Below are 22,583 nucleotides of genomic sequence, written 5' to 3'. Positions count from 1 at the left end.
ATGATGGAACTTCGCAACAAAAAGATTTCTTTAGATCACTTTATGTCAGAACGTTTTCACGTCTTACAAACGTGGCACACCGGCAAAGACGTTGAGAAATTTGAAGATGGCGTTAAGTATCAGCAAACAATTCCTGAGTCGAAAAATTTTGCCCGGGCATTATTTGAAGCAGACCGCCAAGGCATTACGTTGAGCCAACCTCGTGCTGGGGTCGCATTAATCGAAGAACATATCGCACTGCTGACAGCGTTGCAAAAAGATTGCGACCTCCTACCCACCACGATTGATGCCTATACCCGCCTTAATCGTTACGAAGATGCAGCCATCGGCATCCAAAAATCTATCGAAGCAGGGACATCAAAACTCAATGGTTTACCGGTCGTCAACCACGGTGTAACAGCTTGTCGCAGCATTACTGAAAGTTTGTCTAAACCGTTGCAGATCCGTCACGGAACACCTGATGCACGGCTGCTGGCCGAGATAGCAATGGCCAGTGGGTTTACCAGCTACGAAGGCGGCGGGATCTCCTACAACATTCCTTATGCAAAACGCGTAACGCTGGAGAAATCCATTCGTGACTGGCAGTACTGCGATCGCTTGATTGGGGTATATGAAGAGCATGGTATTCGTATTAACCGCGAGCCATTTGGCCCATTGACCGGCACCTTAATCCCGCCGTTTGTGTCCCATGCGGTCGCGATTATTGAAGGTTTACTCGCGCTGGAACAAGGTGTCCGGTCTATCACCGTGGGCTACGGCCAGGTGGGTAATATTGTGCAAGATATCGCGGCTATCCAATCATTACGCGAGCTGGCTCATGAATATTTCCACGCTAATGGCTACGACAATTACGAGTTGAGTACCGTGTTCCATCAATGGATGGGGGGATTCCCAGAAGATGAGTCCCGTGCATTCGCGGTTATCTCTTGGGGGGCCGCAGTAGCGGGGATGGCCGGTGCTACCAAGGTGATTACCAAAAGCCCACATGAGGCCTACGGGATCCCAACTGCCGAGGCAAATGGTCAAGGATTAAGAGCCTCGAACCAAATGCTGAACATGGTTCGTGACCAAAAATTCCCACCTTGTCTGGAGGTCGATCGCGAGGTTGATCTGATTAAACGTGAAGTTCGCGCCGTTATGAACAAAGTGCTGGAACTGGGTCAGGGCGATATTGCGATAGGTACCGTACGTGCCTTTGAAGCGGGAGTCCTTGATGTGCCATTTGCCCCCGCCACCTGTAACTCCGGCAAAATGATGCCTATCCGCGATAACCACGGCGCCATCCGCGTCTTCGATCCGGGTTCAGTACCCCTGCCTGAAGATGTACTAGCACTCCACCATGATTTTGTTGCTGAACGCGCTAAAGAAGAAGGCCGTGTACCTTCATTCCAAATGATTATTGATGACATTAACGCTGTATCGCACAGTAAATTAATAGGAAGACCATAATGAAAATCAAACACGCTCTGTTCACCGCAGGTTACTCATCTTTCTACTTCGATGACCAACAAACAATCAAAAATGGCGCGAAATTGGATGGGTTTATCTATCAAGGCAAGCCGGTGACTGAGGGATTCACGTCAATTCGGCAGGCAGGTGAATGCGTCAACATCCAATTAATTTTAGAAAATGGGGCCGTGGCAGTGGGTGACTGTGCCGCAGTGCAATACTCAGGCGCTGGTGGTCGTGATCCTTTGTTTATCGCAGCAAATTTTGTTCCTTTCTTAGAAAAACATATCAAACCCCTACTGGAAGGGCGCGATGTCAGTGAGTTTCGTCTGAATGCCCGTTTCTTTGACGACGTGACCATTGATGGCAAACAGCTACATACCGCCATTCGTTACGGCCTTTCTCAGGCATTGCTGGATGCCACTGCGTTAGCTACCGGGCGTTTAAAAGCCGAGGTAGTGTGTGACGAATGGCATCTGCCGCTGGTTGCCAAACCTATTCCGCTGTTTGGTCAAAGTGGCGATGACCGTTATATCGCTGTGGATAAAATGATCGTTAAAGGCGTCGATGTTCTGCCACATGGTCTTATCAACAACGTTGATGAAAAACTGGGCCGCAATGGCGAAAAACTGCGTGACTATGTGAGTTGGTTAGCCAAACGCGTGGCTGAACTGCGCGTTGATCCTAACTACAAACCGAATCTGCATATTGATGTTTACGGCACCATTGGCCTGATTTTTGATATGGACCCAATGCGGTGCGCTGAATATATCGCCAGTCTGCAAGAACAAGCCGGCGATCTGGATCTGTATATCGAAGGGCCGGTTGATGCGGGCAATAAACCAGACCAAATCCGCCTGTTAACTGAGATTACCCGCAATCTGGCAAAACTCGGTTCGAAAGTCAAAATTGTGGCCGATGAATGGTGTAACACCTATCAAGACATCATCGATTTTACTGATGCGGGTAGTTGTCACATGGTGCAGATCAAAACCCCTGATTTGGGCAGTATTCACAACATCGTGGACGCGGTTCTTTACTGCAATAAAAAAGGGATGGAAGCGTACCAGGGGGGGACTTGTAACGAAACCGATATCAGCGCTCGCACCTGTGTGCATGTCGCTATCGCCTCCCGTCCGATGCGGATGCTAATCAAACCGGGGATGGGTTTTGATGAAGGGATGAACATTGTGTTCAACGAGATGTCTCGCACCATCGCGCAACTTAATGCAAAGGCTAACTGATATGTCTAAGACCTTTAAAATTCTCTCACCAACGGCCATCTTGGGGTACGGATTCCCGGAAGAGAGCTTTATGAAAGCGATGGAGGAGTCACCTGATTTAATCGCCGTAGATGCTGGATCCTCTGACCCCGGCCCTCACTATTTGGGTGCCGGTAAACCTTTTACCGACCGCGCTGGAGTAAAACGCGATCTGCGCTATATGATAACCGCAGGGGTGAAAAATGGTATTCCTGTGGTTATCGGTACTGCGGGTGGTTCAGGTGCTGCACCGCACCTGGAGTGGTGTCGCCAGATAATTTTAGAGATTGCCAAAGAGGAATCGCTCAACTTTACGCTGGCTGTTATCCCTGCCGACGTCAGTAAAGAAGTGGTGCACGCCGCCCTTGATGCCGGCAAGATTCAGTCGCTGGATTTTGTCCCTGAACTGACTCATGAAGCCATTGATGCCACAACCTATATCGTTGCTCAAATGGGGATCGAGCCTTTTCAGGAAGCATTGCAAGCGGGCGCACAAGTGGTGTTAGGTGGCCGTGCTTATGATCCCGCCTGCTTTGCGGCGTTACCGATTATGAGGGGATTCGATGAAGGTCTGGCGTTGCATTGTGGCAAGATTTTGGAATGTGCTGCTATTGCAGCAACACCGGGATCAGGCTCCGACTGCGCAATGGGTATTCTGGACGAAACTGGCTTTACCTTAAAAACCTTCAACGAGAAACGTCAATTTACCGAAACCTCGGCCGCGGCACATACCTTGTATGAAAAATCTGACCCATATTTCTTACCCGGCCCCGGCGGCGTGTTGAACCTGAAAGCCTGTCGCTTTGAAAATGTCGGCAACGGCCAGGTTCGTGTCAGCGGGTCAGTACATGAAAACACGCCATACACCGTGAAGTTGGAAGGCGCACGTCCGGTGGGCTATCGTACCCTGAGTATTGCCGGCACCCGTGATTCCATTATGATTGCCGGTATTGATAATATTTTGGTCGAAGTACGCAACAGTGTCGAAAAAAACCTCAAAATCGATCCTGATGCGGTGAAGCTCAATTTTCATCTGTACGGCAAGAACGGTGTCATGGGCAAAATGGAGCCAGAGCCGGATACCACTTCTTATGAATTGGGTATTTTGCTGGATGTTGTCGCCCCGACTCAAGCCATGGCTGATAGCATATGTTCACTCGCCCGCTCTACTCTGCTTCATTATGGTTATGCCGGGCGAATAGCTACTGCGGGTAATTTGGCCTTCCCATTCTCTCCGTCAGATATTCGAGCGGGACTGGTTTATGAATTCTCCATTTATCATTTGATGGAATACACACCAGAAGTTGCATTTAAATTCCGCCTGGAAAATGTAACAACCGAAGGAGTGGTAGCATGAAAAAATCAATTTTAGATTTGGCACACGTTGTCAGATCGAAAAATGCCGGTCCTTATGAATTAGTGCTGGACATTTTATTTAAGGATAAAGAGATATATTCAAGCATTAAAGCATCAGGGCAATTTAAAAAAGAACTGATTGCGCAACTCTATAAAATTGACCCCAAATTTGTACACCGCATTGTTTGGTTCGATCCCGCCAATGCTGTCAAGGTAGTCATGCCGCGCAGCCTGGTATCGGGTGCAGTAGGCGATACTGACGTCTATGGTGCTCAGCAACATGCACCATTATTGAAACTCGAGTTTAGCATTTAGTATTTCATTAACTGTAGCAATAGAAAAAACACTCTAATAATCCGGTGCACTGCGCTGCGTCATTCGCTTCGTCCTGCACCGTGATTAATATAGAGGCAAATACAACATCAGCACTGTTATTAATTAAGTTTAGAGCAACGATACCACCCTACTTATAAATGGAATCCTTATGAAATCAAAAAATTTGACCACAATGATCATATTGGGTCTGATAATAGGTATTATTGTCGGATTTTTAATTAATTCCTTTAGCAGCCCTGAGTTCGCTAAATCATACTCATCTGAAATATCTATTTTCACCGATATTTTCCTGCGATTGATCAAAATGATCATTGCTCCATTAATCATCTCAACATTAGTGGTTGGGATTGCCAAAATGGGGGATGCCAAAACCTTAGGACGCGTTTTCTCAAAAACGCTGTTCTTGTTCATTTGCGCCGCATTCATTTCCATTCTGCTCGGGTTGGTGATTGTTAACCTGTTAAGACCCGGTGATGGGATTAACTTCGTGGCGGAAACTGCCAGCGCTGTTGACGGTATCGCACCAGTACCATTCTCGGCTAAGGTGTTTATCTCACACGCTATCCCAACCAGTATTGTGGATGCGATGGCACGCAATGAAATCCTGCAAATTGTTGTGTTCTCTATATTTATGGGAATTAGCCTGTCCGCCATCGGTGAAAAAGCTACCCCTATCGTTTCGGTATTAGATTCGTTGGCACACCTGATGCTAAAACTCACAGGTTACGTCATGTTGTTTGCCCCTCTGACCGTATTCGCTGCCATTTCAGCCATGATTTCTGAGCGTGGCTTAAGTGTATTAGTCAGTGCCGGTATCTTTATGGGCGAGTTCTATCTCACCCTCGGCCTGCTGTGGCTTATTTTGATTGGTTGTTCGATACTTCTGATTGGCCGCTGCACGCTGCGCTTAATTAAAGGCATCAGCGAACCCGCGCTGTTAGCTTTTACCACCTCAAGTTCTGAAGCGGCCTTCCCTGGTACGTTAGAGAAATTAGAAGAGTTTGGCGTATCCAACAAAATTGCCAGTTTTGTGTTGCCGATTGGTTATTCCTTTAACCTTGTAGGCTCCATGGCATATTGTTCGTTCGCGGTCATATTTATTGCTCAGGCATGTAATATCCATTTGAGCATGGGTGAGCAAGTCACCATGTTATTGATTCTAATGCTGACTTCTAAGGGCATGGCGGGGGTTCCACGTGCTTCATTAGTGGTTATTGCCGCAACGTTGAGCCAGTTCAATATCCCGGAAGCAGGGTTGATTCTACTGATGGGTGTTGATCCCTTCCTCGATATGGGCCGTTCTGCCACTAATGTGATGAGTAACGCAGTTGGTGCAGCATTGGTTGGGCGTTGGGAAGGTGAACACTATGGTGAAGGCTGCCGTGGCGTGGCAAAAGCGCGCACGGAAACTATCATGGTTAAAGAGATGGCGGTGATTCAAGAGACATTTACTCTCGAGGCGCAGGCCAAGTAATAGCCGCTCTCTGTTTGTTCCCGCTGAAAAAGCAAAAAGCCCAAGCTTGCAATAAGCTTGGGCTTTAAATTTGGCGGAAGGATAGAGATTCGAACTCTAGGACCTGTTACAGTCGACGGTTTTCAAGACCGTTGCCTTAAACCACTCGGCCATCCTTCCAATGGGCAGCATTATCATCTATAGCGCGATGATATGTCTAGTGTTTCATTTAGAAAAAATTGAAATTCGATTCGTTTGGTTAAACTTCACACCAAAATTGGTCAAAAAAAGTCTGTGCGGCTAAAAATGGCGCGCCTTTTGATAAACCATCGGCTGTTTTCAATGCACGTAAGAGCTGCCTTCGGCGGATAAACATCCTGTCCTAACAATACCAGCCTGATGACCGACACAAAAAAACGCGGCCAGATTGACCGCGTTCTGCCTCAGAACTTATCCTGTAATCAGAATTAGAACTGGTAAACCACACCAACAGCTACGATATCATCAGTGTTGATACCGGCGTTTTTGGTAAAGGTATTTTCATCCAACAGGTTGATTTTGTAATCAACGTAGGTGGACATATTTTTGTTGAAGGCATAAGTTGCGCCGACATCAACGTATTTCAACAGATCCTGGTCACCATAACCGTTGCCAAGGTCTTTACCTTTGGATTGCAGGTAAGCCACGGATGGGCGCAGGCCGAAATCAAATTGATATTGAGCCACTAACTCAATGTTTTGCGCTTTGTTAGCATAACCTGCATCGGCATTGTTATTGCCGAAATCACCGAAGCGGGTCAGGTTATAAGTCTGAGTATAGTTAGCCGCCAGATAGACATTGTTGGCATCGTATTTCAAACCACCGGTGTATGCATCTGCACGGTCACCGTGACCAAATTTCAGGTTATTTTGATCAGTAGTACGCAGAGAACTGGCCATCGCCGCAGACGCACTCACACCCCAGCCCAAATCGTAAGATACGGACATACCGTAACCATCACCATTCTGCCCTTGTACATCACGGCCATTATTGGTTTCAGTACCGTTACCATTTTTGCCCTGATATTGCAGCGCAAAGTTCAGGCCGTCCACCAGACCAAAGAAGTTGGTGTTACGGTAAGTCGCCATGCCGTTACCACGTTGAGACAGGAAGTTATCCGCGCCATATGTATCGCCACCAAACTCTGGCAGCACGTCAGTCCATGAAGTTACGTCGTACAGCACACCATAGTTACGGCCGTAATCCAGAGAACCGTAATCCGCAAATTTCAGACCCGCAAAGCCAACACGCGTGAAGTTGCCTTGATCCTGACTTTCAGCTTTATTCAGGTTTGCCTGATATTCCCACTCGCCATAACCGGTCAGTTGGTCATTAATTTGTGTTTCGCCTTTTAGGCCGAAACGCATGTAGGACTGATCGCCATCATTGCTTTTATTGTCAGAGAAATAATGCAGACCATCAATTTTACCGAACAAGTCCAGTTTGTTGCCGTCTTTGTTGTAAATTTCAGCTGCACCTGCACTACCTGCGACTAATAAAGCCGGAACCAGCAGAGAAAGAACTCGAAGTTTCATCGTTATTATCCTCTATTATTAGATTTGATTATGCCACTGCTCTTTCGAGCAATTACTCCCAATGGGGTTTCTCTATTGTGGGAATAAGATTAGGATTAATCTATACAGAAAATGCTACTAAGTGACGGATAATGTTTCATATACCCAGCAAAGTATTTCAAAATGTAAATACTGGCGAACTTTAACAAATATTAAAAACACTAAAAATATAGCACTTATAATCAAGAACAAATATAATTTACATATAAAACAACATGTTGAAAAAATACATCAGCAGCACAAATTGATAAGTAAAATACAATAATCGAGGGCTATAATACATCCGCTATCATCATTATTTTTACTTTTATTCACATTGTGGCTTATCTGGCCAGATAATTAGTTAGTGTTACGGCCGGTCTTTGACCGGCTTTTTTATTGCCAATAATATATAGTTAAGTATATTCATAGTGAGCACGTATTAACAAGATGAAATAGTAGCCGAATAATATAGTTTCATGGTTTTATTTAAGCACAAATAGCTTAAAAATATCTAATCAGTGATTATAATGCCCTATGGATGACCGTTCAATTATTCATCAACGATGAATAATTGAACGGTTCACTCTCTACTAGAAATAATCCTCGGCTAATCATTTTTGATTTTAAGCCACAATCTTATTGAGTGATACGGTTATCCTGCGGTGTATTTAGGATGATAAAAACCACATTTTAGCCTAATGAGTAGCTAAAGAGAGGCCAGCTATGCCATGCATATATAGGGCTTAGAGTCATGGGGTGCCCGCAAGCAACCGTATATAAAAAGCAACTATTCTACTAATCCAGACAAATCCCTTCGACCCGCATTTCTCTTTGTGATAGAAACATCTGTCAATATCACTTGTTCGTTTCAATCGCAGATCTGATACCTCATGACCACCAAAGTACTCCAACAAACATTGCAGCCAGGTGTTGCACAGCAAGTCTCGACCCGACTGGCATTCTTTATTGCAGGATTGGGTATGGCCGCTTGGGCCCCTCTGGTGCCTTTTGCCAAAGCGCGTATCGGTCTTAACGATGCGTCGTTGGGCTTACTGCTATTGTGTATTGGTATCGGTTCGATGCTGGCAATGCCCCTGACTGGGGTACTAACGGCAAAATGGGGTTGCCGCCCAGTGATTTTACTGGCAGGGGCAGTGCTGTGCCTCGATCTTCCCTTGTTAGTCCTGATGAATACCCCGGTGACGATGGCTCTCGCTCTGCTCGTATTCGGTGCTGCTATGGGCATAATAGATGTCGCCATGAATATTCAGGCGGTTATTGTTGAAAAAGCCAGTGGCCGGGCCATGATGTCCGGTTTCCACGGTCTGTTTAGTGTCGGAGGGATTGCCGGTGCTGGTGGCGTGAGTGCTTTATTATGGTTGGGGCTAAGCCCATTGGCGGCGATTATCGCTACCGTGGTGCTAATGATTGTTCTCCTGCTCACTGCCAATAAGAATTTGCTACGAGGTAGCGGAGAAGCCCATGACGGCCCACTGTTTGTTTTGCCGCGTGGTTGGGTGATGTTTATTGGCTTCCTGTGCTTTGTTATGTTTCTGGCCGAAGGCTCGATGCTTGACTGGAGTGCGGTTTTCCTGACTACACTGCGCGGTATGGACCCCTCACAAGCGGGAATGGGATATGCGGTATTTGCCATCGCCATGACACTCGGGCGTTTGAATGGCGATCGGATTGTCAACGGATTGGGCCGATACAAGGTATTATTAGGTGGCAGTCTGTGTGCTGCGCTTGGGATTATCATTGCGATAAGCGTTGATAGCTCAATTGCCGCTCTTTTGGGCTTTATGCTCGTAGGGCTTGGGGCATCCAATGTCGTGCCTATCTTATTTACCGCCGCCGGTAACCAAACCGTGATGCCAGCCAATTTGGCGGTAGCATCGATTACCACCATCGGATACGCCGGGATTTTAGCCGGGCCTGCGGCAATTGGGTTTGTCGCACAATTAAGCAATTTATCGGTGGCTTTTGGCTGTGTGGCGTTACTATTACTGACCGTCACTGCCAGCGCCAGAGCCGTCACGCGCTAATCAAGGAATATGCATTATCGTTATGCAAAATAACTCGTTATCTACCAGTTCTGCGAATATCACTCGCTGTTTCTGGCTGTTTATCGTCCTGCTGCTCGTCACGATGGGCCTGTATAGCTACAACTATACCAATGCCTATCTGGCAGAAAAAAAATACGCGCTAACGACTATCGCCGCAGGCCTGCAACAACGTATCGATGATTACCGCTATCATACCTATCAGATATACGATTTAGCCAATAACCCCAATATGTCTGAGAAAAGTATCCTCTCCGCACAAGAGGTCCGGCTACGCCCTGATATTTACTATATCGAAAAGCCGCGCAGAAAAACTGACTCGGTCATTTTTGGCAATCACGAGCCAGCAACACTGCCGATGATCTTGCAGATATCTGACTATCTTGATAGCCATTGGGGGTCACAAAATGATACTTACTCGATGTATTATCTTAACGGCCAAGATAATAGTCTGACACTCATCACCACCCAGGCATTAAAAGAAGTCACTTCGCGTTTTAAAGAAAGTTACCTGACCGTTGCTGCTGAATCTCGGCGCGCGGAAATGTTGCAACAGGCCAATACCTTAGATGAACGTGAGAGTTTCTCACCGTTACGTAAATTTCGCTTTCAGAACGCCTACTATTTTACGCTGAGAACCACATTTAACCATCCTGGGCATTTGGCTACCGTTATCGCTTTTGACTTACCAATTAATGACTTAATACCTTCCAACATGGCGCGTTCTAACTTTTTGCTGCAACAAGATAAGACTCCCATTAATGAAGGTATGGCGCCCGAGGACATTGTAGCAACCAGCGTGGCATTGAATGGTTCCTGGCTAGAATTTTCAGCCCCTCTGGCGAATGCCGCGCTGAAAATTGTCTATCGTGTCCCGGTCGGGGGGTTAGCCATTGATTTGCTGAGAAACAACTTTTGGCTCCTTTTGTCCAATATATTGTTGCTAGTACTGGCTGTTTTAGGCATCTATTTTGTGCGCCGCCAATATGTGCGCCCAAGTGCAGATATGGTCGAACAGTTAGAAACACAGAAATCACTGAGTCAGGAGATTATTACCAGCCTGCCACAAGGGTTATTGGTCTATAACTTCAGCAACAGCACTGTAGTCGCTAGTAACCAGATTGCCGATAACCTGATGCCCCATCTAAATCTGCAAAAAATTGCTCATATGGCAGAACAGCACCACGGGGTGATTCAGGGCACGGTAAATAATGAAGTTTATGAGATTCGGATGTTCCGCAGCCAGATTTCACCAGAAACCTATCTGTTCCTGCTTCATGATCAGGATAAAGAGGTACTGGTAAATAAAAAGCTGCAACAAGCAAGGCGTGAATACGACAAAAACCTGCAAGCCCGCAAATTGATGTTGCACAACTTGGGGATTGAGCTGAATCAACCTATCAACAACCTCAATCAGATAGCCCATGAGCTCCAGAACACCACCGACTTACAGCAACAACAGAATCTGAAAGCCAAATTGGTAGCGCAAACTGACACTATCGCCGAGTTGATAGATAACATTACCCTCCTGACGCGGCTGGAGACTCAGGACTGGCAGCCTGAACAGGGGGCCTTCTCTCTATCAGCATTAATCGATGCGCTACTGCTGGAGGTACTGCCTGCGATAAATCAGAAAGGTTTAACGCTGTTTAATCACTATCATGTCAATATCGATCAGGATTACATCGGCGATGAAAAAATCTTACGTAAAATACTGTCGCTGCTACTGCATTATTCTGTTATCACCACAGCTTATGGGAAAATCACGCTCAATGTTGGCCACGAACCCGGGCATCCAGAACAACTGATTATCCAGATAACCGATACTGGTGTCGGTATTTCTGATGAAGAGATCAGTAATCTTAATTATCCTTTCCTCAGTCAAACATTGGTTGACCGATACAACCATGGCTCGGGGTTAACATTCTTTTTATGTAACCAATTATGTAAGAAATTAAACGGCCAACTTGAGATTCGCAGTAAAGTAGATATAGGTACTCGCTATACTATCCGTGTATCCATGGCTATCCAAAATGAACAAGTAGAGGAGCAAGAAAAATTATTGGACGGAGTTACGGCGCTATTAGATATAACTTCAGAAGAAGTACGTTCAATTATCACCACGTTATTGAATTCATTCGGCGCCAATTGCATTGTCGCGGATGATCGTTTGCCAGGGCGGGATTACGATGTAACCTTAACGGATAACCCACAACAGTATGATAACTTTACCTTATTGCTAGTCTCAGACGAGGTGGGTTTACAGCAGTTGCAGGATAATTATATTCGGGTAAATTATAATTTGGGCAGCGCTGTCATTGATGCAATATTATTATTAATCGAACAACGAATCTTATCAGATGAGTCACCTGAAGAGTCTGAATCCATTGCTGCTGATGATATAAGTACCTACGAGCAACAACTAAAGTCCAGTGACTATTATTCCTTATTTGTTGAGACAGTACCGGTAGATCTGAAGAAACTGTATACTGAAGTTCAGCAACGTGATTTCATATCGCTTTCGCAGACCGCACATCGATTGAAAGGCGTATTTGCTATGTTGAACCTGATACTTGGCAAACAGCTATGTGAAACATTAGAACAGCATATCGCAGATGGCGATCGGTTGAAGATCGAAAATAGCATCAGTCAAATTGATTCTTTCGTCACCAGACTGTTGCAGCAAGGTAACCCATAACCATGAACAACCTTAATGTAATTATTGCTGATGACCATCCAATTGTGTTGTTTGGCATCCGAAAGTCGCTTGAGCAAATTGAATGGGTAAACGTTGTCGGGGAGTTTGAAGACTCTACAGCGCTTATTAACAGTTTGTCTAAACTTGATGCCAATGTGCTAATTACCGACCTCTCCATGCCTGGGGATAAGTACGGTGATGGCATCACTCTGATAAAATATATAAAAAGGCATTACCCAGATTTAGCCATAATTGTTCTGACCATGAATAATAATCCCGCTATTCTTAGTTCAGTTTTGGACTTGGATATTGATGGGATAGTATTAAAGCAAGGCGCACCAGCCGACTTGCCTAAGGCATTGGCCGCACTACAAAAAGGGAAGAAATTCACCCCAGAGAGCGTGGCTAAACTGCTAGAGAAAATCAGTGCTAATGGTTACGGTGATAAACGTTTATCACCGAAAGAGAGTGAAGTTTTACGGTTATTTGCTGAAGGTTTCTTAGTGACTGAAATCGCCAGAAAACTCAATCGCAGCATTAAAACCATCAGTAGCCAGAAGAAATCGGCCATGATGAAGCTGGGCGTAGATAATGATATCGCGCTGTTAAACTATCTTTCATCTGTAACCATTAGTCAGGTTGATAAAGAACAATAATCTTTATCTACCGATATAATCTCAAGCCCGGTGTTGCTCAGCAAAATTTGCTCAGTGACCTCGGGCTTATTTTTATCCATTTTTCCATTCATGCTATTAATGCATTAACTCTCGTTATAACAACCAAACGACCTAAACAGCTAACACCCCTGCGGCTTCAAGACCAAGATATAAGCCAAAGTAATTGGAGTTGCAGGTAGGCAGCAAACGAATAAATCCCGAAGAGCTTACTCACGTAAGTGATTCGGGTGAATGAGTGCAGCTAACACCCCTGCGGCTTCAAGTACGAAGGCTTTAACGTGAACGGCGGACTTTGTCACTATAGTAAACCAACATCTGGCGCAATGTATCCAGTGTCACTGGCTTGGACAAACAGTTATCCATCCCTGCTTCAATACAGCGTTGTTTGCCTTCAGCTAATGCATTGGCGGTTACACCAATGATCGGGAAATGATGGTTTAACTGCCGCAGGCGCTGAGTCAGACGATAACCATCCATATTTGGCATGTTCACGTCAGTCAGTACAATATCGACATTATTGGCACTCAATACTGCCAGAGCATCCAACCCATCATTCGCGGTAATCACTTGGTAGCCCAGAGTGGTGAGCTGATCGGCTAACAAGCGGCGATTAATGGGATGATCGTCCACAACCAGAATTTGCAAGTCTGCATTCTCATCCTGATTTGCTTTCGGTGCTGGCAACTGTAATGGCGCGCACTCAACCAATGGTTGTTCCAGCAATATCTGGTCCAATAGCGGGATAATCTCGAGTAGGGTCGATGTGCTCAGTAACCAATAGCCTGGACGCGTCTCTTGTGGCAGACCAATGTGCTCAATGGAGATTTGAATCCACGTCGATAGAGGTGCGTTTATTTGCGGTAAGTAATCACAAATCAGCACTTGATCCTGCAAGGTCTGTTCATTACTGTAACGCCGGATCGTGGCTCCAAAATGACGCAATAAATCAAGTAAATAGCTTTCCAACCGCGCATTGCGGATATCCAACCACAAGGTTTTCCCTTGCCAACGGTCGCTTTGCGGTAATACGGCATTTTTAGCCCGATTGCCATTTTCGGCAAAATATAATGGAATGCGGATAGCAAAAATACTGCCCATTCCTAGCTCTGAAACCACTTCAACATCGCCATCCATCAGGTTGACCAACTTCTCACAGATAGCCAGGCCTAGCCCCGTCCCTTGAAAATGGCGCTGCACTCCAGTTCCAACCTGGAAGAATGGATCAAATAACTGGTTAATCTCACGTGAATTAATCCCCACGCCGGTATCTCGCACTCGGAATTCCAGATAATCACCGCGCACCCGTACTTGCAAGATAATACAGCCAGTATCTGTAAATTTTATAGCATTATTCAACAGGTTAGAAATCACCTGTTGCAAACGGACAGGATCGCCGAGCATCTGTCGTGGTACATCAGGCTCAATAAAGCAGTAGAGACCTAAGCGTTTTTTGACCACCAGCGGTAAATAGTTAGCCGTAATATGGGTTATCACCTCCACGGTAGAGAACTCACTCGGCTCAATTTTCAGTTGTTCAGATTCTATTTTAGAAAAATCGAGGATGTCGCTGATAATTTTGAGTAATAAGCCTGACGAATTATTCATCGCCGTCACCAGCCGCTCAACACCGTGAGGTAACTCTTTGGTTTGCAACAAATCGAGGTTACCGATAATCCCATATAGCGGCGTGCGCAACTCATGGCTGACCGTGGCTAAAAACATCGATTTTGATTGGCTGGCCTGCTCCGCCGCCGCCGCCATCTCTTGCAGTGACTCTTCCATTTTGACCCGCGAGCTGACGTCAACCAGCACACAGATAGCCACATCCTCATTACGATAACGGGAGTGAACAAAGCTAATTTGTAGATTATTGTTATTGCTGGTCATGACATCGACAAAGTTCGCCTGCTGCTCACAAATAATGCGTGTAATACGTTCGCGATCCTCATTCGTCAGCAAATTAATATAATTATGTGCCAATTCATTGCTGAGGATATTGGTCCCGTCACTAATGCGCAGAATAGAAATGCCCACAGGAGCCGAAGCGACAATTTTGCGGTTGAACTGTTCATGTTCCTCCAGCCTCAAAGCGTTATCTTCTGCTGGATGGAACATTTTTCGCTCAAATAGCCACGCCAGAGTAAAGATCACAACACCAGAAAGCGCATTCAGAAGAAATGCATTAAAAATTAATAACTTGAATGTATCTATTATCGTTCTAACCGGCAAGGAATAAGCGATGCTGAGGGTTGATGGCAGTAAATTCTTTTTTAGAATAAGCGAGTTGTAGTCATCAACGTAGCCAAAATAAGACGGAGAATCAGGGTAATCGTCTAACATCGAAGCATACCGTTCCCCTGTTGCTAACCGTAATACCGGCTCATTATCCTGATCAAGTAATGTCACGCCGACAGGCAATGTCCCGGAAGAGATAAAATCCTCCAGGCGGATAGTTTGCTCAGTACCCACCATTGCCTCTAGCTTGTTGCCCACATAGAGGGGGGTCAGGACATATAAGGTACCAATTTCAGGCCGCACACCCGGTACTATCCAATACAACGTGCTGTCTTTATCCTGATTTTTTGCATCTCGATATTTTAAAATATTTTCATTCAATGACTTAAGCAGACTCTCCTGCTCCATCGGGGTATTGCGAATATCGAAATCCACCATGCACAGAGTGTCGCTGCCAATAAAGAATATCCGGTTAAGGTCATAAGCTGCAGCAAAGTTCTCTTTCCAGTACAGAATCAGGTTACTAAGAGAACTTAATGAAGAGTGGCGCGACGAATTAAGTGCAGCACAATCCGCACCGGTATTAAGCGGATGATATTGTGGTGTCGTTTTGTTTTTGATAAAAGCGCCAGCAGCGATATCACTGCTCGCCGAATCCTGATTTAATCTGTTTTCCGCCATATATTTGATATCGCGGATGATATCGGCAGAGTGCCTGATGTAGCTCTGAGCCTGCTCAAAGTTAGTATTATATTCCTGACGGATGTCAGATTTTTTCTCGTTGAGGATGTTCAGGATATAAAAAGTGGTCAACAGTGCACCAAGTGACCATAACATAATGGCCAATACCCGAAACAAGTAACGGGATATTTTCAGTGTCGTGCGAAATGAAGAGAGATATTTCAATCTGATTCCAGGGTGGAAAGTAGGGCCAGACAGGCTGCATGAGCAACAGAATACACTACCAATAGCCCATAAAAAAGCCAGCTCGTAAGCTGGCTCTTGTTTTCAACAACGCATTATACGTTGTCGTCCTCATCTTCAGCATCGCCTTCTTCTGCTTCATCAGCAGCATCTTCATCTTCTGGTGTATTCAGTGCAGCATCGTCTTCGCCGCCCTCTTCACCTTCTAATGATTCGCCATCAAGGATTTCATCATCCTCTTCTGGCTCAGCAACACGTTGCAGACCAACGACATGCTCATCTTCTGCGGTACGGATCAGCGTCACACCTTGGGTATTACGCCCCACGACACTCACCTCAGATACGCGAGTACGTACCAGAGTACCCGCATCGGTGATCATCATGATCTGGTCAGTCGGAGCCACCTGAACAGCCCCCACAACCTTACCATTACGCTCACTGACTTTAATGGAGATAACACCCTGAGTCGCACGGGACTTGGTTGGGTACTCTTCCACTGCGGTACGCTTACCATAACCGTTTTCAGTCACAGTCAAGATTTCGCCATCACCACGTGGGATAATCAGAGAAATAACCCGATCATCACCATTGAGGTTGATACCACGTACACCGGTCGCAGTACGGCCCATCGAACGGACCTGTGACTCAGGGAAGCGAACCACTTTACCCAATGCAGAGAACAGCATGACTTCATTGCTGCCATCGGTCAGATCCACACCAATCAGCTCATCGCCTTCATTCAGATTGACGGCAATAATACCGGCGCTGCGTGGACGACTGAACTCGGTCAAAGCGGTTTTCTTCACAGTGCCGCTGGCGGTCGCCATAAAGATGTGACGGCCTTCTTCATATTCCCGCACTGGCAGAATGGCGGTAATACGCTCATTTGGCTCAAGCGGCAATAAGTTGACGATCGGACGACCACGTGCACCACGGCTGGCTTCCGGCAACTGATAGACCTTCATCCAATAGAGACGGCCACGGCTGGAGAAGCACAAAATAGTATCATGGGTATTGGCAACCAACAGACGATCAATGAAGTCTTCTTCTTTGATACGGGCAGCCGACTTACCTTTACCACCACGGCGCTGAGCTTCGTAATCCGTCAGCGGTTGATATTTGACGTAGCCCTGATGGGACAGCGTCACAACCACATCTTCCTGATTAATCAGATCTTCGATGTTGATGTCGGAAGTATTAGCCGTTATCTCAGTACGACGTGCGTCGTTATATTGCTCTTTGATAGCAACCAATTCTTCACGGATAACCTCCATCAGGCGATCCGGGTTTTCCAGAATAAAGATCAACTCACCAATTAAGGTCAACAGCTCTTTATACTCATCCAGCAGTTTTTCATGCTCCAGGCCCGTCAGTTTCTGCAAACGCAGATCCAAGATTGCCTGAGCTTGTTGCTCGGTGAGGAAATATCTGCCGTCACGGATACCGTATTCAGCTTCCAGCCACTCAGGGCGGGCAGCGTCATCACCGGCACGTTCCAACATTGACGCCACGTTGCCTAATTCCCATGAATTGGCAATCAAGCCCGCTTTGGCTTCAGCAGGAGTGGCGGCACGGCGGATCAATTCGATAATCGGATCGATGTTAGCCAGTGCAATTGCCAATGCTTCAAGGATGTGTGCGCGGTCACGTGCTTTACGCAGTTCAAAAATGGTACGACGCGTCACCACTTCACGACGGTGGCGCACAAATGCAACCAGAATGTCTTTCAGGTTAAGCAATTTAGGCTGCCCTTGAGACAGAGCCACCATATTGATACCGAAAGTCACCTGAAGTTGCGTCAGTGAATAGAGGTTATTTAGAACCACTTCCCCGACGGCGTCACGTTTAATCTCAATCACGATACGCATGCCGTCTTTATCAGACTCATCACGTAACGCGCTGATGCCTTCTACGCGTTTCTCTTTGACCAGCTCAGCGATTTTCTCAATCAACCGTGCTTTGTTCACCTGATACGGGATCTCGTGAACAATAATGGTTTCACGGCCGGTTTTCGCGTCAGCTTCAACTTCAGCACGGGCACGGATATAGACCTTGCCACGGCCAGTACGATAAGCCTCTTCAATACCACGGCGACCATTAATAATGGCGGCTGTTGGGAAATCTGGACCTGGAATGAACTCCATCAACCCTTCAATGGTGATGTTTTCATCTTCGATCAGAGCCAGACAGCCATCAATAACCTCAGACAGGTTATGTGGCGGAATATTGGTTGCCATCCCTACGGCAATACCTGACGAACCGTTAACCAACAGGTTAGGGATTCGGGTTGGCATCACTGCGGGGATCTGTTCCGTACCATCATAGTTAGGCACGAAGTCAACGGTATCTTTTTCTAAATCCGCTAACAATTCGTGAGCAATTTTAGACATACGGATTTCGGTATAACGCATCGCCGCAGCAGAATCGCCATCGACGGAACCGAAGTTGCCCTGCCCATCCACCAGCATATAGCGCAGTGAGAACGGCTGGGCCATACGCACAATTGTGTCGTAGACCGCGCTGTCACCATGCGGGTGATATTTACCGATAACGTCCCCGACTACACGGGCCGATTTTTTGTATGGTTTATTCCAGTCATTACCCAGTACATTCATCGCATACAGTACGCGACGGTGCACCGGTTTCAGTCCATCCCGGACATCTGGTAAAGCACGTCCGACAATAACGGACATCGCATAATCCAGATAGGAGCTTTTCAGCTCTTCCTCGATGTTGACCGGTGTTATTTCTCTGGCAAGGTCGCTCATTGAGCCGCTATCCCTCTACTAATTACCGGATTTAAAGGTACGAAACTATATCACAAAACCCAGATTTTGGCGAAACTACGTGATGTTTGTCGAAACGACTTTATGTCGGGCTTATCCGCCTAACTTAACGGTATTATTCTGCGTCAATTGGAAGGGAACATGTATAATCTGCGCAAAGAAACAGAACAGTGAGAACTCTCCATGCGTGTAGATAACACAGCTAGCCATCAGAATGTCGACGAGCAAGAAATCGCTAAATTTGAGGCAGTTGCCTCTCGCTGGTGGGATTTAGAAGGTGAATTCAAACCTCTTCATCGCATTAACCCGCTGCGTCTTGATTACATTTTACAGCGCTCTGGCGGTATTTTTGATAAGAAAGTGCTGGATGTCGGCTGCGGTGGTGGAATTTTGGCCGAAAGCATGGCTCGGGAAGGAGCACACGTCACCGGTCTGGACATGGGCTATGAGCCGTTGCAAGTGGCTCGCCTACATGCGCTGGAAACCGGTACCAAACTGGATTATGTACAAGAAACAGTTGAAAGCCACGCGCAAGCACACCCACAACACTACGATGTGGTGACCTGCATGGAGATGCTCGAACACGTGCCAGATCCCGCCTCGGTTATCCGCGCCTGCGCTCAATTGGTCAAACCCGGTGGCCACGTATTCTTTTCAACTATTAACCGCAATACCAAATCCTGGCTGATGGCCGTGGTCGGTGCAGAATATATATTGAAAATGGTTCCGAAAGGCACCCATGATTCGAAAAAATTTATTCGCCCATCAGAACTTATCGGTTGGGTTGATCAAACCCTGTTGCGTGAGCGCCACATTATCGGGCTACATTACAATCCGATAACAGATCGTTTTAAGCTTGGCGGTAATGTTGATGTGAATTATATGGTGCATACTCAACGAGATAGCGAATAAACTCATCGCGTGGGGAGTATAAAAATCAAACAATACCCAATAGATTTCGCGTTGTAGCAAGGCGGCAACCGAACAAATTCCCAGGAGCTTAGTCCACTAAGTGACTGGGGTGAGTGAGGATAGCCAACACCGCTACGGCGCGAAAGATGAAGGGGATTTTCCTAATGTTTAATAAACCGGCAAACGATCCACTTTTTAAGATTTTCAGTAAAATCTTATCCCCCAAAGCGACAGTAGGTAAGATCCAGTGATGGCGCAGTCTGAGAGCGTTTCGTAACAATTCACCCCCAAGTTATCCACACAATTAAGCGATCTTGTTCACTTGCCAAAAGCCGCAATACTCACTATCTTGTTATCTATCCACTACCCACCCCCTACATATAGTGTTTACATACTGAACAATACACTACAGCCTCAATGATTTTCGTAATCATAGAGAGTGTAAATTTGTGCTGTTTGTGCATGAAGAACGGGGATAAAAGGTCAAGAACACATGAACCAAAGCCTACTTGTTACTAAACGCGATGGCAGCAAAGAACGCATCAATCTGGATAAAATCCACCGGGTCATCGACTGGGCCGCAGAAGGTTTACATAACGTCTCGGTCTCTCAAGTAGAATTGCGTTCACACATTCAGTTTTATGATGGCATTAAGACTGCCGATATCCATGAAACTATCATCAAAGCAGCGGCCGATCTTATCTCGCGCGATGCGCCTGACTATCAGTATCTGGCTGCGCGTCTGGCTATTTTCCATCTGCGCAAAAAAGCCTATGGCCAGTTTGAACCGCCAAAACTCGTCGATCATGTCGCGAAAATGGTGGAAATGGGTAAATACGACAAGCATCTGCTGGAAGATTATACCGCAGAAGAATTCGAACAGATGGACACTTTCATCGACCATTGGCGCGATATGAACTTCTCCTACGCTGCGGTTAAGCAGTTGGAGGGTAAATATCTGGTGCAGAACCGCGTCAGCGGTGAGATCTATGAAAGTGCCCAATTCCTGTACATTCTGGTTTCCGCCTGCCTGTTCTCTAACTACCCGCGCGAAACTCGTCTCGATTACGTGAAACGCTTCTATGATGCGGTTTCAACCTTTAAGATTTCGCTGCCGACACCGATTATGTCAGGGGTGCGTACCCCAACTCGTCAGTTCAGTTCTTGTGTGTTAATCGAGTGTGGTGACAGCCTGGATTCTATCAATGCCACCTCCAGTGCCATTGTTAAATATGTGTCACAGCGTGCCGGTATCGGTATCAATGCGGGTCGTATCCGTGCGTTAGGTAGCCCAATCCGTGGTGGTGAAGCTTTCCATACCGGTTGTATCCCGTTCTATAAACACTTCCAGACTGCGGTGAAATCCTGTTCACAGGGTGGCGTGCGTGGAGGTGCTGCCACGTTGTTCTACCCAATGTGGCATCTGGAAGTTGAAAGCCTACTGGTGTTGAAGAACAACCGTGGTGTTGAAGGCAACCGCGTGCGCCATATGGATTACGGCGTCCAAATCAACAAACTGATGTATCAACGCCTGCTAAAAGGTGAAGATATCACCCTGTTTAGCCCATCGGATGTACCGGGGCTATATGACGCGTTCTTCGCTGATCAGGATGAGTTTGAACGCCTTTATACCCAATACGAACAAGACAGCAGCATCCGTAAGCAACGGGTAAAAGCGGTTGAGTTATTCTCTCTGATGATGCAAGAGCGTGCTTCGACTGGCCGTATCTATATTCAGAACGTTGACCACTGCAACACCCACAGCCCGTTTGACCCGAAAATTGCCCCCGTGCGGCAGTCAAACCTGTGTCTGGAAATTGCATTACCAACCAAACCACTCAATGACATCAATGACGAGAATGGCGAAATTGCGCTCTGCACCCTGTCTGCCTTCAACTTAGGTGCCATTGATAGCCTTGACGATTTAGAAGAGTTGGCGGTACTGGCTGTACGTGCGCTGGATGCCTTGCTCGATTACCAAGATTACCCTATTGCCGCCGCGCAGCGTGGCGCGATGGGCCGTCGCACCTTAGGTATTGGGGTGATTAACTTTGCTTATTACTTGGCGAAGAATGGCGTGCGTTATTCCGATGGCAGCGCTAATAACCTGACTCACCGCACCTTCGAAGCGATTCAGTACTACTTGCTGAAAGCCTCTAACGCGTTGGCTCGTGAGCAAGGTGCCTGCCAGTGGTTCAATGAAACCACCTATTCGCAAGGTATTTTGCCGATCGATACCTATAAGAAAGATTTGGATGCCATCAGCAACGAGCCACTGCACTACGATTGGGAAACGCTGCGTAACGATATTAAGACTCACGGCCTGCGTAACTCCACACTGTCTGCGCTGATGCCATCTGAAACGTCTTCGCAGATCTCGAATGCCACTAATGGTATCGAGCCACCGCGTGGTTACGTCAGTATCAAAGCCTCGAAAGATGGCATTTTACGCCAGGTTGTGCCTGAATATGAGCGTTTGAAAGATGCTTACGAACTGCTGTGGGATATGCCAAATAATGATGGTTACCTGCAACTGGTCGGCTTAATGCAGAAATTCGTCGATCAGGCGATTTCAGCTAACACCAATTATGACCCAACCCGCTTCCCATCTGGCAAAGTGCCGATGAAGCAATTGCTGAAAGATTTGCTGACTACCTACAAATTTGGTGTGAAGACCCTTTACTATCAAAACACCCGCGACGGTGCTGATGATGTGCAGGAAGATATTCAAAGTCAGCCGGGTGATGATGACTGTGAAGGCGGCGCATGTAAGATCTGATTTATAGTTCTGGCCCTACGCGATAATCGCAAATACGGTTATCGCAGGGCCATTCTTC

At 46.4% G+C, this 22,583-nt stretch carries 13 protein-coding genes and 1 tRNA gene; 10 read left to right on the top strand and 4 right to left on the bottom strand.

Annotated features, from left to right (window positions below; all coding sequences use genetic code 11):
• Positions 1 to 3: 3 nt before the first annotated feature.
• The 5 genes from V1953_RS06920 to V1953_RS06900 all read left to right on the top strand — a co-directional run bounded on the left by V1953_RS06920 (position 4) and on the right by V1953_RS06900 (position 5,877).
• Positions 4 to 1,449: a methylaspartate mutase subunit E gene (locus tag V1953_RS06920; protein ID WP_083158309.1), complete on the top strand. Its 1,446-nt coding sequence runs from the start codon at positions 4 to 6 to the stop codon at positions 1,447 to 1,449.
• Positions 1,449 to 2,693, top strand: coding sequence for a methylaspartate ammonia-lyase (locus V1953_RS06915; protein WP_442850780.1), 1,245 nt, complete (start codon positions 1,449 to 1,451; stop codon positions 2,691 to 2,693). Before V1953_RS06920 ends, V1953_RS06915 begins: the two co-directional genes overlap by 1 nt.
• Position 2,694: 1 nt before the next feature.
• Positions 2,695 to 4,068 carry an acyclic terpene utilization AtuA family protein gene (locus V1953_RS06910; protein WP_083158308.1) on the top strand — a complete coding sequence of 458 codons (1,374 nt, stop codon included), beginning with the start codon at positions 2,695 to 2,697 and terminating at the stop codon, positions 4,066 to 4,068.
• On the top strand, positions 4,065 to 4,382 hold the full coding sequence (locus tag V1953_RS06905) for a DUF4387 domain-containing protein (RefSeq protein WP_083158307.1): 318 nt from the start codon (positions 4,065 to 4,067) through the stop codon (positions 4,380 to 4,382). Before V1953_RS06910 ends, V1953_RS06905 begins: the two co-directional genes overlap by 4 nt.
• Before the next feature lie 169 nt (positions 4,383 to 4,551).
• Positions 4,552 to 5,877, top strand: coding sequence for a dicarboxylate/amino acid:cation symporter (locus tag V1953_RS06900; protein ID WP_083158306.1), 1,326 nt, complete (start codon positions 4,552 to 4,554; stop codon positions 5,875 to 5,877).
• Positions 5,878 to 5,948: 71 nt separating this feature from the next.
• On the opposite strand, the gene V1953_RS06895 is transcribed toward V1953_RS06900, so the two are convergent.
• Together V1953_RS06895 and ompC are read right to left on the bottom strand one after the other, a co-directional pair.
• A tRNA-Ser gene (locus V1953_RS06895) sits at positions 5,949 to 6,036 on the bottom strand.
• Between the two features lie 287 nt (positions 6,037 to 6,323).
• On the bottom strand, positions 6,324 to 7,430 hold the full coding sequence (gene ompC / locus V1953_RS06890) for a porin OmpC (protein WP_083158305.1): 1,107 nt from the start codon (positions 7,428 to 7,430) through the stop codon (positions 6,324 to 6,326).
• 911 nt (positions 7,431 to 8,341) lie between these two features.
• Between ompC and V1953_RS06885 the strand changes: the two genes are divergently transcribed.
• Genes V1953_RS06885 through rcsB form a run of 3 tightly spaced genes read left to right on the top strand, consistent with a single transcriptional unit; the run spans position 8,342 to position 12,868 of the window.
• A complete protein-coding gene (locus V1953_RS06885) occupies positions 8,342 to 9,496 on the top strand; it encodes an MFS transporter (protein ID WP_083158304.1) in 1,155 nt (384 codons plus the stop codon).
• Positions 9,497 to 9,518: 22 nt separating this feature from the next.
• Positions 9,519 to 12,212, top strand: a complete 2,694-nt coding sequence (gene rcsD / locus V1953_RS06880; RefSeq protein WP_442847688.1) for a phosphotransferase RcsD — start codon at positions 9,519 to 9,521, stop codon at positions 12,210 to 12,212.
• Between the two features lie 2 nt (positions 12,213 to 12,214).
• On the top strand, positions 12,215 to 12,868 hold the full coding sequence (gene rcsB, locus V1953_RS06875) for a response regulator transcription factor RcsB (RefSeq protein WP_005192390.1): 654 nt from the start codon (positions 12,215 to 12,217) through the stop codon (positions 12,866 to 12,868).
• A gap of 294 nt (positions 12,869 to 13,162) precedes the next feature.
• Here rcsB and rcsC read toward each other — a convergent pair whose 3' ends face one another.
• A complete protein-coding gene (rcsC, locus tag V1953_RS06870) occupies positions 13,163 to 16,030 on the bottom strand; it encodes a two-component system sensor histidine kinase RcsC (protein WP_442847687.1) in 2,868 nt (955 codons plus the stop codon).
• 113 nt (positions 16,031 to 16,143) lie between these two features.
• Positions 16,144 to 18,816 carry a DNA topoisomerase (ATP-hydrolyzing) subunit A gene (gene gyrA, locus V1953_RS06865; RefSeq protein ID WP_083158301.1) on the bottom strand — a complete coding sequence of 891 codons (2,673 nt, stop codon included), beginning with the start codon at positions 18,814 to 18,816 and terminating at the stop codon, positions 16,144 to 16,146.
• Between the two features lie 201 nt (positions 18,817 to 19,017).
• Here gyrA and ubiG point away from each other — a divergent pair, with 201 nt between their 5' ends.
• Positions 19,018 to 19,746: a bifunctional 2-polyprenyl-6-hydroxyphenol methylase/3-demethylubiquinol 3-O-methyltransferase UbiG gene (gene ubiG, locus V1953_RS06860; protein ID WP_372559445.1), complete on the top strand. Its 729-nt coding sequence runs from the start codon at positions 19,018 to 19,020 to the stop codon at positions 19,744 to 19,746.
• Between the two features lie 493 nt (positions 19,747 to 20,239).
• Entirely contained in the window at positions 20,240 to 22,525 is a 2,286-nt protein-coding gene (gene nrdA / locus V1953_RS06855; protein WP_083158299.1) for a class 1a ribonucleoside-diphosphate reductase subunit alpha, read from the top strand.
• Positions 22,526 to 22,583 lie beyond the last annotated feature (58 nt).

It is taken from the genome of Yersinia sp. 2541 StPb PI (genome assembly GCF_052217145.1).
Classification (GTDB): domain Bacteria; phylum Pseudomonadota; class Gammaproteobacteria; order Enterobacterales; family Enterobacteriaceae; genus Yersinia; species Yersinia enterocolitica_E.
Note: the sequence above shows the minus strand (reverse complement) of the source record. Positions and strands in the feature narration are given on the sequence as shown.

Excerpts from the sequence above, each read along its gene's own strand:
- V1953_RS06920 (WP_083158309.1), top strand. The coding sequence starts at position 4 with ATGGAACTTCGCAACAAAAAGATTTCTTTAGATCACTTTATGTCAGAA.
- V1953_RS06915 (WP_442850780.1), top strand. The coding sequence starts at position 1,449 with ATGAAAATCAAACACGCTCTGTTCACCGCAGGTTACTCATCTTTCTAC.
- V1953_RS06910 (WP_083158308.1), top strand. The coding sequence starts at position 2,695 with ATGTCTAAGACCTTTAAAATTCTCTCACCAACGGCCATCTTGGGGTAC.
- V1953_RS06905 (WP_083158307.1), top strand. The coding sequence starts at position 4,065 with ATGAAAAAATCAATTTTAGATTTGGCACACGTTGTCAGATCGAAAAAT.
- V1953_RS06900 (WP_083158306.1), top strand. The coding sequence starts at position 4,552 with ATGAAATCAAAAAATTTGACCACAATGATCATATTGGGTCTGATAATA.
- ompC (WP_083158305.1), bottom strand. The coding sequence starts at position 7,430 with ATGAAACTTCGAGTTCTTTCTCTGCTGGTTCCGGCTTTATTAGTCGCA.
- V1953_RS06885 (WP_083158304.1), top strand. The coding sequence starts at position 8,342 with ATGACCACCAAAGTACTCCAACAAACATTGCAGCCAGGTGTTGCACAG.
- rcsD (WP_442847688.1), top strand. The coding sequence starts at position 9,519 with ATGCAAAATAACTCGTTATCTACCAGTTCTGCGAATATCACTCGCTGT.
- rcsB (WP_005192390.1), top strand. The coding sequence starts at position 12,215 with ATGAACAACCTTAATGTAATTATTGCTGATGACCATCCAATTGTGTTG.
- gyrA (WP_083158301.1), bottom strand. The coding sequence starts at position 18,816 with ATGAGCGACCTTGCCAGAGAAATAACACCGGTCAACATCGAGGAAGAG.
- ubiG (WP_372559445.1), top strand. The coding sequence starts at position 19,018 with ATGCGTGTAGATAACACAGCTAGCCATCAGAATGTCGACGAGCAAGAA.
- nrdA (WP_083158299.1), top strand. The coding sequence starts at position 20,240 with ATGAACCAAAGCCTACTTGTTACTAAACGCGATGGCAGCAAAGAACGC.